The sequence below is a fragment of the Terriglobia bacterium genome (genome assembly GCA_032252755.1).
Taxonomy (GTDB): Bacteria; Acidobacteriota; Terriglobia; order Terriglobales; family Acidobacteriaceae; genus JAVUPY01.
The window spans coordinates 12866-30061 of sequence record JAVUPY010000066.1 but is presented as its reverse complement, the minus strand read 5'-3'; the positions used below and the strand labels follow the sequence as shown (position 1 = coordinate 30061).

The 17196-nt window shown below is 58.4% G+C and carries 14 protein-coding genes; 11 read left to right on the top strand and 3 right to left on the bottom strand.

Annotated features, from left to right (window positions below; translation table 11 throughout):
- Positions 1-145 precede the first annotated feature (145 nt).
- Positions 146-820 carry a CADD family putative folate metabolism protein gene (locus ROO76_16005; GenBank protein ID MDT8069670.1) on the top strand — a complete coding sequence of 225 codons (675 nt, stop codon included), beginning with the start codon at positions 146-148 and terminating at the stop codon, positions 818-820.
- Between the two features lie 116 nt (positions 821-936).
- Positions 937-1332, top strand: a complete 396-nt coding sequence (locus tag ROO76_16000; GenBank protein MDT8069669.1) for a hotdog domain-containing protein — start codon at positions 937-939, stop codon at positions 1330-1332.
- Between the two features lie 272 nt (positions 1333-1604).
- On the opposite strand, the gene ROO76_15995 is transcribed toward ROO76_16000, so the two are convergent.
- Positions 1605-2258 (bottom strand): HAD family phosphatase, encoded by a 654-nt coding sequence (locus ROO76_15995; GenBank protein ID MDT8069668.1) that lies wholly within the window; start codon positions 2256-2258, stop codon positions 1605-1607.
- 132 nt (positions 2259-2390) lie between these two features.
- Here ROO76_15995 and ROO76_15990 point away from each other — a divergent pair, with 132 nt between their 5' ends.
- The 4 genes from ROO76_15990 to ROO76_15975 all read left to right on the top strand — a co-directional run bounded on the left by ROO76_15990 (position 2391) and on the right by ROO76_15975 (position 10108).
- Entirely contained in the window at positions 2391-4430 is a 2040-nt protein-coding gene (locus ROO76_15990; protein MDT8069667.1) for an alkaline phosphatase family protein, read from the top strand.
- Positions 4431-4690: 260 nt separating this feature from the next.
- On the top strand, positions 4691-6139 hold the full coding sequence (locus tag ROO76_15985; GenBank protein MDT8069666.1) for an alkaline phosphatase family protein: 1449 nt from the start codon (positions 4691-4693) through the stop codon (positions 6137-6139).
- 745 nt (positions 6140-6884) lie between these two features.
- Positions 6885-7373 (top strand): hypothetical protein, encoded by a 489-nt coding sequence (locus tag ROO76_15980; GenBank protein ID MDT8069665.1) that lies wholly within the window; start codon positions 6885-6887, stop codon positions 7371-7373.
- Positions 7374-7435: 62 nt separating this feature from the next.
- Positions 7436-10108: a chemotaxis protein CheB gene (locus ROO76_15975; GenBank protein MDT8069664.1), complete on the top strand. Its 2673-nt coding sequence runs from the start codon at positions 7436-7438 to the stop codon at positions 10106-10108.
- Positions 10109-10112: 4 nt separating this feature from the next.
- Here ROO76_15975 and ruvA read toward each other — a convergent pair whose 3' ends face one another.
- A complete protein-coding gene (gene ruvA, locus ROO76_15970; protein ID MDT8069663.1) occupies positions 10113-10697 on the bottom strand; it encodes a Holliday junction branch migration protein RuvA in 585 nt (194 codons plus the stop codon).
- Positions 10698-10798: 101 nt separating this feature from the next.
- Between ruvA and ROO76_15965 the strand changes: the two genes are divergently transcribed.
- From ROO76_15965 to ROO76_15955, 3 genes are all read left to right on the top strand, one after another.
- Positions 10799-12265 (top strand): amidohydrolase family protein, encoded by a 1467-nt coding sequence (locus tag ROO76_15965; protein MDT8069662.1) that lies wholly within the window; start codon positions 10799-10801, stop codon positions 12263-12265.
- A 112-nt stretch (positions 12266-12377) separates the two neighbouring features.
- Positions 12378-13394 (top strand): tetratricopeptide repeat protein, encoded by a 1017-nt coding sequence (locus ROO76_15960; protein MDT8069661.1) that lies wholly within the window; start codon positions 12378-12380, stop codon positions 13392-13394.
- Between the two features lie 58 nt (positions 13395-13452).
- Positions 13453-13869 (top strand): hypothetical protein, encoded by a 417-nt coding sequence (locus tag ROO76_15955; protein ID MDT8069660.1) that lies wholly within the window; start codon positions 13453-13455, stop codon positions 13867-13869.
- Positions 13870-13893: 24 nt separating this feature from the next.
- Here the strand turns inward: ROO76_15955 and ROO76_15950 are convergent, their stop codons facing one another.
- Positions 13894-14628: a hypothetical protein gene (locus ROO76_15950; protein MDT8069659.1), complete on the bottom strand. Its 735-nt coding sequence runs from the start codon at positions 14626-14628 to the stop codon at positions 13894-13896.
- Between the two features lie 96 nt (positions 14629-14724).
- Here ROO76_15950 and ROO76_15945 point away from each other — a divergent pair, with 96 nt between their 5' ends.
- Together ROO76_15945 and thrS are read left to right on the top strand one after the other, a co-directional pair.
- Positions 14725-15000 (top strand): hypothetical protein, encoded by a 276-nt coding sequence (locus tag ROO76_15945; protein MDT8069658.1) that lies wholly within the window; start codon positions 14725-14727, stop codon positions 14998-15000.
- A 174-nt stretch (positions 15001-15174) separates the two neighbouring features.
- Positions 15175-17184 (top strand): threonine--tRNA ligase, encoded by a 2010-nt coding sequence (gene thrS, locus ROO76_15940; GenBank protein MDT8069657.1) that lies wholly within the window; start codon positions 15175-15177, stop codon positions 17182-17184.
- The last annotated feature ends 12 nt before the right edge of the window (positions 17185-17196 follow it).

The window sequence follows — 17196 nt, the reverse complement described above, 5'->3', positions numbered from 1 at the left end:
GTAACAGATGATTATGATCGCGGCTACTCACAATTGGGGGGCGATTCACTACCGGCGACGGAGGTCTATAATCCGCCGCAAAGGGCCTTGCTCATTCCGCCTCTTCTGCCGTAGAGTTCTTGCCATCTCTCCAGGGGTGAGAACGATGTCTGAATTTGTGCAAGAACTGAACGCGCGTGTCGCGCGTTTCGACCTGTCGTGCCATCCGTTTTACCAGGCATGGAGCGAAGGCAAGCTCACTCGCGACGACCTGCGCGAGTATTCCGCCGAGTACTATCACCATGTCGCGGCCTTTCCCACCTACCTGAGCGCGTTCCATGCGCGGCTCGAGGACGGCGAGTTGCGCCGCGCCGTTCTGCGCAACCTCGCCGACGAGGAGATCGAAGGCCGCGCACATGCCGATCTCTGGCTCGACTTTGCCGCCGGAATGGGAGCTTCCCCGGAGGAAGTCCGTTCGCGCAAACCGGTTGCGGAGATCGAAGCGCTGGTCGCGCATTTCCGCAGCGTCGCCTCGACAGGGACGCGCGCCGAAGTACTGGCGAGCTTCTACGCCTACGAGTCGCAGGTTCCGCGCGTCGCCAAGGAGAAGGCTCGAGGACTGCGCGAGCGCTACAACGCTGACGCGAAGACTTGCGGGTATTTCACACTGCACCAGTTCGCCGACGTGCAGCATTCCGCGGTCTGGCGTGACGAGTTGGAACGCGAACTGGCCTCGAATCCGGAAGGGCGCGATGCGGCGCTGGCCGCCGGCGAGAGCGCCGCGCAGATGCTGTGGCAGGCGCTGGATGGAGTTCAGCGGCAGATCACGGTCACCGCGTAAAGTGCGACGCCAAATCGCGCCAGTTCTCGTACACGCGCTCCAGATTTGGAACAGAATGAAATAAGTCCTGTCCTAACTGCTTGCGCAAAACCGAGGATGCGTCTACGCTTTCGCGCATGCCTAAATCAGTGCCTATCGGAGCGAAGGGAACGGCGCAGGAGCGAGTGCAGTTCGATCACACGCTGACAGCGCACCTGCATACACTTCCGCCGGTTTACACAACCCCGGACATGGTCCGACTGATGGAGACGGCAGGCGCGCATGCGCTGCAGCCGTTCTGTGAGAAGGACGAGATCTCGGTTGGAACCGCAATCAACGTGGAGCACCGCGCTCCCGTCGGTGTTAACGCGGTAGTGCGAGCCGAGGCCACTGTGAGGTCGATAGACGGTCGGTTCTATACGCTCGACGTGAAGGTTACGGATGGCGACAAGGACATTGGCGTGGGAACAATTCGGCGCACAATTGTGAACACCACGAAGTTCATGGAGAAATGGAAAATTCCTAAACCGTAAGAGAAGGGCAGAACGGAAATACCCAAAGACACCTCGACTTTGGAAATCGCCTCCGTTCTGCCCTTAGTGTTTCGCCTTATTTATCTGACCGGTCCCTTTTGTTTTATGCTCGAATTTTCTTGCGTCCAGCACGTGAGTAGCTGCATCTCTTTGCTAGCATCGCAAGATGTGTAAATCGCCTGATACTCCGGCGTGCCTGTGGGGGGCCGCCGGAGGTTTTTATTGGAAGTCAAAAGTCAAAAACTAAGAGTCGAAAGCAAAAGCTTAAGTCTTTAGCTTTCGACATTCGACTTTTGACTCCCCCAATCCACCTCTACTCCCAGATCCCGCAGTTTGCGGTCGAAGGCGGCAACCTCGCCATCGAAGAGTAACGTTCGGATGCCGACGGCTTCAGCTCCCGCCGTGTTCTTCTGCTTGTCGTCGAGAAAGAGGGTTTCTTTGGGTTGGACGTCGAGGCGGAGCAGGCACTCCTGGTAAACCTCGCGGTCGGGTTTCACGAGGCCGACTTCGCAGGAGTACATCTGGACGTGAAATTCGTCGAGCCAGTCGAACTTACTGCGCATAGCGCGCAACATATCGATCTGCATGTTGCTCAGGATGGCGATCTTGATATCGGCGTCTTTAAGGCGAAGGGCGCGTCGCAGCATCTCCGGGTTGACCTCGGTCCACTGTGCGTCGTCGAGCGCGATGATTTCTGCGAGCCTGTCGCCTGCGACCTCTTCGCCTGAAACGCGCTCCCAGTATTCGGACGCGGAGATCTCCTTGCGGTCATAGGCGTCACGATACTCCCAGTAACGATATTGCAGGGTATCGAGCGACAGGTTCGTCGCAGCGGCGAGTGCAGCCCAATCGGCGTCGGAAGGCGGAAGCGAGAGAACGCGGCCATAATCGAAGATAACGGCGCGAAGCGAATGATTACTGTTCACTTCAGTATTGTGCCAGAGGCGACGGATTGCGGTCTCCTCGATAGAGCAAAAGCTTTATGGCATTTTCATATCGTCCGAGTAGGATATTCTTCTCACGTACTCTGCTCGAAAAACGAGGAGTTCTCTCCGGAAATGAAACGTATTTCTCTATGTATTGTTGCTGCCCTGTTAGTGTTCCCTGTTGCCGGTAATTCTCAACAAGCTCCCAGGAAAACGACACAACGCAATGTCATTGTCTTTGTTGCCGATGGGTTGCGGCACGGTTCGGTGAACGCGAAGGATACGCCCGCGCTGTGGATGGTGCGGACGCAGGGAGTAAATTTCGAAAACAGTTACTCGCTTTATCCGACGCTGACGACGGCGAATGCCTCAGCCATTGCCACAGGACACCGGTTGGGCGACACGGGAGATTTCGCCAACGCGCTTTATACGGGATACCGGATTTTCGACAGCGGTAACTTTGATCGTACGCCGGGAACAATCACCCCGTTTGTCGAGAGCGATCAGGTCCTTGCGGATCTCGATAGCCATTTCGGCGGCAATTACCTGAACGAGACCACATTGCTCCAGGCCGCGCGAGCGAACGACTTCAATACCGCGGCGATCGGCAAGGGCGGCCCAACGGCGATCCAGGACGCCGCGGCCATCAACCCACAGGAGAAGCATTTCGTAACGCCGCCGACCATCATTATTGACGACTTCACAGCGTACAAGCCGTGGAACCGCATGGATCTTCAGCCAAAATCGATTCCACTGCCCACGGAACTCATAGCTCGGATGACGGAAGCTGGCATTCCGCTGGATGCACCTGCGCGCAACAACGGCTTTGCGGAGAGTTCCGCGTATTCGAACGGAAACGATGGCGACGCCCAGACTCCCGGCACGTTGCGCGCGAACGACGTGCAGCAGCAGTGGATGGTGGATGTCACGACGAAGGCGGTGCTGCCGATGTTTGTCGATTCCGGCAAGCCTTTCGTAATGGTCTTCTGGTCGCGCGATCCGGATGCGACGCAGCACAACCAGGGCGACAGCTTCCAGAAGTTGACGCCGGGCATTAATGGGCCGACCTCGAAAGCGGCGGTTGAAAACGCGGATCGCTGCCTGGGTCAGTTGCTCGCATGGCTCGACAAACATCCTGAGGTGAAAGCAAGTACGGACGTATTCGTGACATCGGATCACGGTTTTGCCACGATCAGCCGGCACGAGATCGATCGCACGGCAAAGGTCACAAGCGCTGAATCGGCACAGCACCTTTACTATGGGGCGAATGGGAAGCTCGTCACTAACAAAGAGTTCCTGCCCAGCGGATTCCTCGCGATCGACCTTGCGTGGGCGCTGCAGACGAATTTGTGGGACCCCGATAACCCGGCGCCTGCGGGTTCGAAAACACCTTACAAGCAAGTTCATCTTGCAACGGATGAGACCTCGAAGCCGGTTGAGCGCTGGGAGCACCCGAGAGCCGGAAGCGCCTTGCTCGGGCAAGCCGTTTACAAAGCCGATGGATCGGATGCGATGGCCATTGTGGTTGCAAATGGCGGCTCGGACCTGATCTACGTTCCCGACAATAACACCGGGACCGTGCAGCACATCCTGAAAGCCCTCCTGGAGTTCGATTACGTGGGCGCGATCTTTGTCGACGACCGTTACGGAAAGCTGCCGGGCACATTGCCGCTGAGCGCGATCAGCCTTGTAGGTTCGGCGGTCACGCCCCGCCCGGCCATGGTGGTTGCGTTCAAGACGTTTTATATGAACCCCGGTGACCTGATGCAGGGGATACAAATCTCCGACGGTGGTCTTCAAGAGGGTCAGGGGAACCATGGCGGTTTTGGGCGCGAGTGTACCTGGAACAACATGGCGGCGATCGGTCCCGACTTCAAGAAGCAAAGCGTGGACCCGGCGCCGGTTGGGAACGCTGATATTACGCCGACACTGGCGAAGATTCTCGATCTCAAGATTCCGTCCAACGGGAAACTGGGTGGGCGCGTGATCGAAGAAGCGCTGGCCGGGCAGAAAGACGCGGGAAAACCGCCGATGACGTGGATTGTGTCGGATCCCGCCGAGAACTCTGTGCGAACCGTCCTCTTCCTGGAGGAGTACGGCGGGCAAAAGTATTTTCATTCGGCATGCATGACTTCGGAGAAGATGATTGAGCCGGGTTTGTGCCAGAAGTAGCTTAGATACTGCCCCCATTTTTACGTACTTTCTATACGAGTGGCGCGATCTGCGTGCCACTCGTGCTGTTTCACGAGACCTTCATCCTCCATCAACCCGCGATTAACAAATCCCGAGTAGGTTCATTCGCTGTGGGTGAGACCTTCCTGAGGGATTGCCTTCAATCCAATCTGCGCATGATGATGAAAGGAGTTTGTGTGCGACAAGAATTTTTGATTCGCACGGCCAAGTCCGCTCTTGGCCTTCTGCTTTCCGGTTCCATGGCAACCACTCCGGTCCTGGCTGCGCCGCCGAGTTCTACCTCTGCAACGGCTACGCCGATCAAGCATGTGGTGGTAATTTTCCAGGAGAACGTTTCTTTCGATCACTACTTCGCAACTTATCCCTACGCGTCGAATCCCGACGGTGAACCTGCGTTCCATGCATTCAAAGGAACGCCGGCGGTGAACGGGCTCACGCCAGAGTTGATTGCGTTCAATCCGAATCCGATGAAACCGCAACGGCTCGACCGCTCGCAGGCAGCAACCTGCGACATGGATCACGGCTACACGGACGAGCAGACGGCAGAGCATGGCGGGCTGATGGATGGCTTTGCGCTGCTGGGCTGCGACAACAACGGAACCGTGATGGACTACTACGACGGCAACACCGTCACCGCGTTGTGGAACTACGCGCAGTATTTCGCCATGAGCGACAACTCGTTCGGCACCACGTTTGGTCCATCAACTCCGGGCGCGCTGAACTTGGTTGCCGGCCAGACGCACGGCGTGACGCCGACGGCTCCCACGAACCGAGTGATTGATAGCACGTTGATCTCCGACCTTGATCCGGTTCGCGACGATTGCAGCAAGGGAACAAAGATCGATGTTACCGATGCGAACTTCAAAAACGTCGGCGATCTGCTGAACGAGCGCAATGTAACCTGGGGTTGGTTTGAGGGCGGATTCAAGCCGACATCGTACAGCAGTGGCGTGGCAGTTTGCGGAACCTCGCACACGGGCGTCGCGGGATCCTCAATCGATTACATTCCGCATCACGAACCGTTCCAGTACTTTGCTTCGACGGCGAATCCTCACCATTTGCCACCAACCTCGGTAGCGATGATCGGTCACAGCGACCAGGCAAACCACCAGTACGATCTCAGCGACTTCTGGGCGGCGGCGGATGCAGGAAATCTTCCGGCGGTCAGCTATTTGAAGGCCCCCGCCTACCAGGACGGGCACGCGGGATACTCCGATCCACTCGATGAGCAGAACTTCATCGTCGAGACGATCAACCACCTCCAGCGCCTGCCGCAGTGGAACAGCACGGCGGTAATCATCTCGTACGATGACTCGGACGGCTGGTATGACCACGTGATGGGACCGGTGGTACAGCAGTCGAACACGGCGGCCGACACCTTGCTCGGACCAGGCTTGTGTGGCACAGCAGGGCAGGGCGAATACCAGGGACGGTGCGGCTATGGTCCGCGGCTTCCGCTGATGGTGATCTCACCTTGGGCAAAGCGGAACTTTGTGGACCACACCACCACCGATCAATCGTCGATCCTGCGCTTCATCGAAGATAATTGGGGCCTCGGGCGCCTGGGTAATCAGTCCTTCGATGCCAAGGCGGGAACGTTGCTCAATATGTTCGATTTCCGCGGCGAACGGCGTACGGAGCGATTGGTACTCGATCCTGAATCCGGAGAAGTGGTCTCAGCACGGTAGCTTTCGCTGTTGTGGCCGGCCGAGCCCGTCTCAATGAGGCGGGCTCTCCCTCAGGGGGGAAGATGGAATGTTCGTAACCGTTAGTGTAATTTTCAGCGGAGTGCCTTCAGGGTCGAAGCATCCCGAGAATTCCCCGGAAACATCGCAGCTATACGTGCGACGAACCCATATCCGAACGGGTCCCTGGAAAACAGGTCGACTCCAGCACTTCGTCTGAGGTGTATGTCGAAGAAACCAAAAATTCTTTGCGTCGACGATCAACTAGAAAACCTGGGCGTTCGCGCCATGTTGCTGGAGCAGTTCGGGTGCGAGGTCTGAGCCCGGGTTCAAAGATCAAGTGGTAGTCGGGTGGGGCGACGTAGATCATGCCCTTCTCGATCGGCTCGCCATTTCCGGGATGGATTGCGGGTGCTCGTCGCACACTGGTTAACAGCTTAGGGAGTAGGCCACCCGAATTCAGGGAGGCATGCATCACAATTACAGAAGCGGCGTTGAGGTTCGGGGCAATGCGGCACAAACCTGCTGCAGGGCTTCAATGCCACATGCAGAGACCCCGATCACGATAACTCTCGATTTGGCACGCGAGCCCTCCTCGCCAGCCTAGATGTGCCGCGTGTGGAGGGGATTGCCGACATTTGCCTGGCAATCGAGGCCGGCTAGTGCTGAAAAGTTCTGCCTTTGAACGCCATTCAACGCCGCCGCGTTGTTAAGCATCAACTATAATTATCCAGCTTGGGAGTGAGTTATGCCGGATGGCATGATTTCTGATTCAGTCGTTTTCACCTCTTGGAAAGAGATAGCATCGTACCTCGGCAAAGGTGTGCGGACTGTTCAGCGCTGGGAGGCGCAATTCGGGCTTCCGGTGCAAAGACCCAATACTCACGCAAAAGGCATTGTTCGCGCCACCAGGGAAGAGTTGGATCAGTGGATTGCCACGCGCTGGTCGCCGAGAACCGGTAAGTTCGATCTTCCTGATGCTCCTGTCGTGAGCCGGCCGGTGAAGACAGGCCTCGAGGCGGCGCAGGAACTCCGAAAACAGAATCGCGCGCTCTTAATGGAATTGCAGCAGTCGCTGAAGCAACTGGCACATCATTGTCAGGACCTTGCCGTCAATATAAGTATCAACCGTGAGTTGCGGCAAGGCGGTACCTTCGCTTTGAGGTCCAGTCCAGAGATCATCGAGAGCCAATACGCGCCGCCATACCCCGCTCGCACCGAAGCAAAGGCCGATTAAGTCGAAGCGGCTGTATCGTGATAGGCCGTTCGTATCAAGACATCATTGGAAGAGGCGAGCCGATGAGCGATACGGAACAGGTACGCAATTCGAGAGCCAGGGCTGCGGAAACCAGGCCCACACGGTTGAACTTCCCTGTGGTGGCGGTGGGTGCGTCGGCAGGTGGCTTAGAGGCGTGCACGACCCTGCTGAAATCGCTTTCCCCCGACCTGGGCATGGCGTTTGTTTTTATCCCTCACCTTGATCCCAACCGAACAAGTGCTTTCGCTGAAATCCTCGCGCGCGAGACGAAAATGAAGGTCGTCGAGGTACAGGATGGGACCCCGGTCTCCCCGAACAGTGTGTATGTGATTCCGCGAAATTGCGACATGACGATTCAGCACGGTGCGCTGCGAATAACTCACCGGGAAGAACCACGATCAGTGAATACCACGATCGATACTTTCATGCGATCGCTGGCACTGGACCAGGGGAACAATGCGATCGGGATCATCCTCTCTGGCACCGCTTCCGACGGAACCTCAGGACTGGCGGCGATCAAGGCAGAGGGTGGTATCACGTTTGCGCAGGATGAGTCTGCCAAGTACGACGGTATGCCGGCGAGCGCGATCGCGGCGGGATGTGTTGACCTGGTCCTTCCGCCGGCAGACATCGGGAAGGAACTGGAGCGAATTTCGCGACATCCTTACGTTCGCGGAGCCGCCATTGAGCCCGAGCACGTCCGGGAGACCGTCGAGGCGCAGATGGCGCAGATTTTCCGGATGCTGCGGCGCGCGACCCGGGTTGACTTCTCCGAATATAAGCCGCCGACGATAGGGCGCCGCGTGGCGCGCCGGATGACGATGCATAAGATTGAAAAGCTGCGGGACTATGTTGCGCTGCTGCAGCGAAACCGCAACGAGGTGATGGCGCTGTACCAGGACCTGCTGATCAATGTGACGAGTTTCTTCCGTGATGCGGACGCATTCGAGTCACTAAAGGCGGTCGTCTACCCGGAGTTGGTGAGGCAGTCCCACGACAGTACCACGCCAATTCGAATCTGGGTGCCAGGCTGTTCGACTGGCGAGGAGACGTACTCGCACGCGATCTCGCTGCTCGAGTCCATGGGTGAAGAACGGACGGAAATGCCCATCCAGATCTTCGGGACCGACCTGAGCGAGAGCGCGATTCAGCGCGCGCGTGCCGGAGTCTACAAGGACAACGTCGAGGCCGACGTTTCGCCGATCAGGCTGCGGCGCTTCTTTCATAAGGTTGACGGCGGATACCAGATCAGCAAGTCGATTCGAGATTTATGCATTTTCTCGACGCAGAACGTGTTCAGCGACCCGCCATTTTCGCGGATTGACCTGGTGAGTTGCCGTAACGTCATGATTTACCTCAGCCACTCTTTACAGCGGCGCGTGATCCCGATCTTTCACTATGCGTTGAACCCAGGCGGGTTCCTGATGATCGGGAACACGGAAGGATTATTGGGTTCAGGAGCGGAGCTTTTCGACATGGCCGACAAAAAACAGAAAATCTACCGAAAGAAATCGGTGCCTACCCCGGTGACATTTGGCTTTTCTGTACATGCGAACGAACCACACCACCAGGGGGAGTCCCAGAGCCAGGAGGCAAAAGTGGCGGAGCCTGCTCGCGCACCACTGGATTTGCAGCGGGAGGCGGAACGTCTGCTGCTCGCGCGCTATGCGCCACCATCGGTCGCGGTAAACGATCAGCTCGATATCATCCAGATCAAGGGAAGAACCGGACCTTACCTCGAACTGCCGGCGGGGAAAGCCAGCCTGAACCTGCTGAAGATGGCGCGCCCGGGACTGCTGTTCGAGTTGCAGAATGCGCTCGACGAGGCTCGCAAAAGCGGCGTTGATGCGGTTCGGCCGAATGTTCAGGTCGAAGGGAACGGATCAAATACGGTCACAACTATCCGGGTTACACCTTTCCGTACCCCAGTCCAGGACAGGACCAGCTTCCTTGTGGCTTTTGAAACTCCGACAGGAAACGAAACTTCGACCGCGGGCGACGCCGCTACTCCACTCAGCGAAGACGAGCGCACGGCCAAGGACAAGCAGATTGCCCAGCTCAAACAGGAACTGGCGGCGACCAAGGAGTACCTGCAATCGATCATCGAAGCGCTGGAATCGACGAACGAGGAGCTGCAGTCGGCCAACGAAGAGATCCAGTCCGGCAATGAGGAGCTTCGGAGTACGAATGAGGAGTTGCAGACCTCGAAGGAAGAGTTGGAGTCGGCGAACGAAGAACTGCACACGGTCAACGAGGAGATGCAGCATCGCAACGAGATGCTGACGCAGCTCAACAACGATCTCAACAACTTGCTGAACAGCGTCAACCTGCCGATGGTGATGGTTGGGCCGGACCTGAGCATTCGGCGCTACACGCCACAGGCGACCAAGGTGCTTGGCTTAACGGCGACCGATGTCGGGCGGCCGATTACGCGGCTGAAACTGAAGATCGAGGTTGCCGACCTTGAGAAGATGATGCTGGACGTGATCGCGGAAGTCCGGCCACAGCAGTACCGGGTGAAGGATGCGGAAGGTGAGTGGTGCGACCTCCGGCTCACGCCATACAGAACCTCGGACAACCGGATCGATGGGGTCGTCTTGAGCGTGCTGAGTTTCGACGAATTGGACTTCGACGGAAAGCGAGCGGCGAGCAAACAGGGGATCGCGAAGAAGACCATTGCGAAGGGCAATAAGAAAAACGGGCGGAAGAAATAGGCTGCTACTTCGATAAGACCGCCAGGGCTTCGCGGAAAAGCTTGTCGAAATTCTGGGACCCTGCGCCGCGGGCAGCGACGGCAAGCGCGCGTTCGGCCGCCTGTCGCTGATAGCCGAGATTGACGAGCGCTGAAAGCACATCCTCTTCCAGCGGCGAGACCGCGGGCGGTGGCGGCGCGGCAGTGAACTCCTCCAGTTTATCCTTCAACTCCAGCACCATGCGCTCAGCGGTCTTCCTTCCTATTCCGGGAATCTTGGTGAGACGCGCGACATCTCCGGAGCGGATCGCACCCACCATGTCGCTTGTTTTCATCCCACTCAGAATGGTAACCGCCAGCTTAGGTCCGATGCCGCTCACAATCAGGAGCTTCTCGAAGAGCCTCTTCTCTTCCGCGCGCAGGAAACCAAACAGCGCAATCTGATCTTCCCGAACATGCGTGTGGATGAACAGCGCGATGTCGCTGCCTGCCTCGGGCAGGTCTGCGAAAGTCGGCACGGTGATCACGACGTCGTAACCGACGCCCGCGCACTCCACGATGGCCTGGTTGGGATGCTTGGATAGGAGACGTCCGCGAAGGTGGGCGATCATCGCGAGAATTGTACGACAAGCGACGAAATTGCAGTGAGGTAAGAGTCACGCCATCGAGCACGTCGTGCGGTATGATAGTGCGCTATTTTCCGGAGGAATCCATGCGTCATCTGCGGAGTTTGTCGTGCGTCGTGTTCTGCCTGCTCGCGGCGATTGTGGCCTGCGCCCAAAGCGCCCCGAAGTTCGGGCCGGAGGTGCAGAAGTACATAAGGTACGACGCTCCGCGGATCGTGCTGACACACGTTCGGGTTATCGATGGAACTGGCGCGCCGGCACAGGATGACCGCAACATTGTCATCGAGAATGGGCGCATCGCGGCAATCCAGCCGGGCGCGGATGTGAACGCCGCCAGCGGCGAAACCGTGCTCAACCTCCGTGGGTACACGGTCTTCCCCGGCATCGTGGGAATGCACGATCACCTGTACCACATTGCGCGACCCAACCTGCGCGCCGATGGAACATCCGACCAACCGCTAATGGTCCCGGAGATGTTGTTCAGCTCGCCGCTGCTCTACCTGGCGAACGGAGTCACAACAATGCGCACAACCGGCAGTGTGGAACCCTACGCCGATCTGAACGAAGAAAAGATGATCGAGGAGGGGAAACTCGCCGGCCCGCACATGGATATCACCGCGCCTTACCTGGAGGGCAGCCACAGCTACTTCATCCAGATGCACTTCCTGACCGGGCCCGACGATGCTCGGCGCACCGTGGACTACTGGGCGGACGAAGGCGCAACCTCGTTCAAGGCGTATATGAACATCACTCGCGCCGAACTAAAGGCCGCTATAGACGCGGCGCACAAGCGCGGGCTGAAGATCACCGGACACTTGTGCTCGGTCACGTATCCGGAAGCAGCGGATATGGGCATCGACGACCTCGAGCACGGGTTCTTCGTCAACACGCAACTCGATCCCGGCAAGAAGGAGGACGAGTGTTCGAAGGACCAGGGAATGGCAACGCTGATGGCAATGGACCCTAAAGGCGATGCCGCGAAGCAGCTTTTTGCCAAACTGATCGAGAAGAAAGTTGCGGTCACGTCGACGTTGCCGGTGTTCGAACACATGGTTCCCGGGAGGCCTCCGCTACAGCAGCGAGTGCTGGACGCAATGACACCGCAGGCACGGGAGCGCTTCCTGCTGGCACGGAATCTTGCGGCAAAACGGCCGCCGGAAAAGGCGGCCGCGGCTTTCCGTCGCGAGATGGACCTTGAGCGCGCTTTTGTCGCCGCCGGCGGAATGTTGCTCGCCGGCCCCGACCCGACGGGAAACGGCGGCACGCTGCCGGGATTTGGCGATCAGCGCGAGATCGAACTGCTGGTCGAGGCCGGCTTCACTCCGGTTGAGGCGATCAAAATCGCTACGTGGAACGGCGCAGTGTACCTGGGGCGGCAGGATCGTATCGGTTCCATCGCGACGGGCAAAGACGCCGACATGGTCGTGGTCAAGGGAGATCCGGCGACGAAAATCGACGATATTGAGAACGTCGACGTAGTCTTCAAGGACGGTATCGGTTATGACCCGGCCAAACTGCTCGAAGCGGTTCGAGGACACTACGGAGAGTATTAGCGCAGGGTCGCCGGCCCACGGGTCGGCAGAGTCAAAGAACTGAAGAACTAGGGCTGGTAGTTGTCCTTTTGTGCAGCGACAGGCCGGCTGCATTCCTCCTATACTGTTTCAGTTGAAACGCGCGCTCCAACTCGTCCTTGCGGCGTTGCTTGTGACCGGGTTCGCGGTCGCGCAGGGCGCTCCCAGTTTTCTTCGCGACCTGAACGATTCCGATGTCGCGAGCCTGAAGGTACACGCCGAGCAGGGGGATCCCGAAGCGCAATTTGAGGTCGCGCTGGCGTACGCCTATGGTGCGGCCGTACCGAGAAACGACCTGAGCGCGGCGCAATGGATGCGCAAGGCGGCCAATGCAGGTTACGCTCCCGCAATGGCCAACCTGGGACTCATGTACCAGGAAGGGCGAGGCGTCGCTAAGGACACCGCGGCAGCCGTTCAGTGGATGCAGAAGGCAGCGGATCAGCGAAATTCGGATGGCGAGTTCTTCCTTGCCCATACCTATGAGGCGGGAATTGGCGTGCCCATGGACGCGCCCAAAGCGGCGGAATTTTATCGCCGGGCGCTCGAAGACGGCAACATCGCCGTCAGCGTGAACCTTGGGCTTATGTACCTTGAGGGGAACGGCGTGCCGAAGGATTTGAAAGAGGCGGCGCGGTTGTTCCAAAAAGGGGCGGACGCCGGGCTCTCCAAAGCGGAAACCAATCTCGGCCGCATGTACTACGACGGAAACGGCGTGGAGCAGGACTATTCGAAAGCCATTCTGTGGCTGATGCGGGCTGCCGACCAGGGCGCTTCGGTCGCGCAGAGCAATCTCGCGATCATTTACCTGGAAGGAAGGGGTGTAAAGCGCGATCCCGTCGAAGCTTACAAATGGTTTCTCATTGCTCGCGATGGCGACAGTGCGGCCACCCAGGCGATCATCGTGCTGAACCGGGAACTCACACTCGCGCAGCAGGCCGAAGGCGAGCGCCGCGCCCGGGCTTGGCTGAACGCGCACAATCCGGACGACGACATGGCCCAGCAGGTTCTCTCGGCGGTTCAGGAATCAGAACAGAAGGACCAGGTTCACAAGCCAATGACAGATCCGGACACGCCCGGAGTCAATTCCTTCCCCGCACCGAACCAACACTGACCAGGCCACCATCTCCGAAGCTAGCTCAAGCATCTTTTCCTGTTGGGGAGAAACTGGCATGAATTGGCTGATGGATAAGCTGCTGTATGGAAAAAAGATTCCTCGGGTGATCGACCCGAAGACGCACAAGACACTGGATTTCCTGACGACCGCCGCGTTCTTCATGATCGCGGGGGCATTCTGGGGTAAACACAAGAGGGCGACGGCAACGGCGCTCATCAATGGCACGGCGGTTTTAGCCGCAACCCTGCTGACCGATTACGACGGCGACGGTAAAAGGCCGATCTCGTTTCCCATGCACGGGAAAATCGACATGGCGCAGGCGAGCATGGCCTCGGGGCTCCCGGTGATCATGGGATTCGCGAACCAGGGTGCGGCAACAGTCTTCGAAGCACAAGCGATGATCGAGACGCTGGTGATCTCGGCGACAGATTGGGAAGCGACCGGGCGGGCCGAAGAAATTCGGGCGGCGTAGGGCTTTCCTGGCTCGGCGCTCTGCTTAAGCCCTGCGGCGATAGTAGACGGCGAACTCGAATCCGGGCGGCGCCGGGAAGAGTTCAGCCACCTTGCGCAGGCGCTCGGCCAGAGCTGCGGGGGCGAGCAGAGGGTAATCGCGCTCGCGGAGATCGTAGTAGTCCACGTCGAGATAGAGCGAAAGCATGTAGACGGCGATAGCGTCGCTGAAGGCCGCCTCGAAGTACTCGGTCTTGGCGCGCTCGGCGTCCGGAAGGTTCGAAGTCGCTACTTTGCGCAATTCGAAAGCGTCGAGCGAGGTTTCACCCTTCACCTTGTCCTGCACCTGCTTCCAGGCCAGTTCGGCGAACTCCTGCGAGAAGCCAACCGACTCCACGAACGCGTGCCCGATGTTGATGAAGAACTCAAACGCCACGGCGAAGCGGTCATCCATCAAGCGCGTGGAGATGAAGACGCACTGTGCATCGCCCAGCGTGAGATTGCGGTGGCAGACAGCGTTGTCGCTGAGCCTGACGTCGTAGCGGTCGGCGATGACCACTTCGTCGTTCTCGACCACCGTGAGCGGAACGAAGTAGAAAGCCTTGCGGCTCATCGCGGCGGCAATGCTGGGCGGGACGGCGGCGACCATTCGCTCCAGTTCGGCCGGAGGCACGCTGACTTGGCCAGTAAAGGCAAAGCAGATGCCATTCGGCCCTTGCTGAACCGGCGCCATGCGCAGGACTTCCGATGGCGAGTGCGTGATGGCTTGGGTTGTGGACATCGAAGGGCTATTGTAACAAGGTGCGAGGTGAAAGAATGGCCGGCTGCCGTTTTGCCCATCTTGAACCTCGTGCCTTGGACCTTGTACCCTATTTCCATGGCAGGCGCACCTCAACCAACCTGGCTCGGCCGACTCTTCGTGAAGACGTTTCGAACCTTGTTCGTGACGCTCATCTTCACCATGCTCGGCATGGGAGTCGGTTTGATGACTGGCATTCTGTGGTATGCAATTGGGGGCGCCGTCCGAGGCGTTCATCCGAACATGGCGCTGGCCTACCGCAACATCGCTATCTACGTGGCTATCGGCTTTGGTGTCTGCGCCCTGCTCTACCAACTCTTCCTCGAGAGACGAACAGCACCGCGTCCGCGCTGAACCCACATCTGCTAACTCCGGCAGATATGGGCACCAAGCTCGCGCGGGCGCTACTCGGTGCTTTCGTGCGGCGCGGGTTTGCTTCCCTCTTCCGCTCTCTTTACACTGATAGTTTCCGAACCGATGTGGATTGGGCACTTGTGCGCACGACCAATCGGTTCCGAGGGGTATGTCATGGCAGACAATATTAAGATCAAACTTCCCGACGGCAACGTGCAGGAACTGCCGAAGGGTTCTACCGCTTTGGACGTGGCGCGATCGATCAGCCCTCGTTTGGCTGACGCCGCGCTGGTCGCCAAGGTCGGTCCACTGAACGGTTCCGAGGAATCCGGCTGCGCCTCCGGTCACGGCGAGGGCGGCAACGGATGGCAACTGGTCGATCTCACCAAGCCGCTTGAGCACGACAGTTCGATCCGTATTCTCACCGAGAAAGATCCCGAGTCGCTCGAAGTCTTCCGTCACTCGTCCGCGCACCTGATGGCGGCGGCGGTGCTCGAACTCTTTCCCGAGACCAAGCTCGGTCACGGCCCGGCAACCGAGAGCGGTTTCTTTTACGATTTTTATCGTCCGACTCCGTTCACGCCCGAAGACCTGCAGAAGATCGAAGCCAAGATGCAGGAGATCGTGCAGCGAAACGAGCCCTATGCGCGCGAATGGCTGCCCCGCACCGAGGGCCTGGATAAGTTCAAGGGCGAGGGCGACTTCATGAAGTGCCACTTCATCGAGCAGTTCACCAAGCCCGATGAAAAAATCTCACTTTACAAGACCGGGAAGTTCGTCGACTTCTGTCGCGGGCCGCACATTCCTTCCACGGGCAAGATCAAGGCGTTCAAGTTGCTGAACATCGCCGGCGCATACTGGCTCGGCGACGAGAAGAATCCGCAGCTGCAGCGCATCTACGGCACCTCGTTCTTCTCGAAGAAAGACATGGACGAGTGGCTGAAGCAGGTGGAAGAGGCGAAGCGGCGCGATCATCGCCTCCTGGGCAAGCAACTCGATCTGTTCTCCATCCAGGAACTCGCCGGGCCGGGGCTGATCTTCTGGCATCCCAAGGGCGGAATGATGCGCAAGCTGATGGAAGACTGGATGCGCGACGAGTATCTGAAGCGCGGTTACTCGCTCGTCTACACGCCACACGTGGCGCGACGCCAGTTGTGGCAGACCTCGGGCCACGAGGGCTACTACGCGCAGAACATGTTCGACACCATGGAACTGGACGATGCGGAATATCGCATGAAGCCGATGAACTGTCCGTTCCACATCCTGATATATAAGGACTCGCTGCGGTCGTACCGCGACCTGCCGGTCCGGTTGGGCGAACTCGGCACCGTGTATCGCTACGAGCGCTCGGGCGTGATGCATGGCCTGCTGCGCGTGCGCGGCTTCACCCAGGATGATGCGCACATCTTCTGCACTCCGGAGCAGATTGAAGGCGAGATCAGCGGGTGTATCGATTTCGCGATTTCGGTTCTGCATACGTTTGGCTTCGACAAGTTTCAGGTCGAACTGAGCGAGTGGGACCCTAACGATCGCAAGAGCTTCATCGGAACCGATGACCAGTGGAACCTCGCGCAAGGCACTCTAACGAAAGTGCTCGATGGGCGCGGCATCCCTTATAAGCGCATCCCCGGCGAAGCGGCATTCTATGGGCCCAAGATCGATATCAAGCTGGTCGATGCCATCGGGCGACTGTGGCAGCTTTCGACGGTGCAGTTCGACTTTACGCTGCCGCAACGCTTCGAACTTGAGTATGTGGGCGAAGATGGTAAGCGTCACCAGCCGCTGATGGTGCACCGCGCGCTCTATGGTTCGGTAGAACGCTTCTTTGGCGTGCTGATCGAGCACTACGCCGGAGCATTCCCGGTGTGGCTCTCGCCAGTGCAGACGGTCCTCGTGCCGATCGGCGAAAAGCACCTCGACTATGCAAATAAGGTAGCCGAGGTACTGAAATCCAAGGGCGTGCGCGTCGAGGTGGACGGTCGCAACGAAAAGATGAACGCCAAGATCCGTGAGCACGCTCTGCAAAAGGTGCCGTTCATCCTCGTGGTGGGCGACAAGGAAGCCGAGGCAAACTCGGTCAACGTTCGCACGCGCGGCAACGAAAAGACGGAAACGGTGCCGCTTGATCAGTTCGTCGAACGCATTGAAAAGCTGATTGCCGAAAAGAAACCGACGCTGGAGTAACTAAGCCAACCA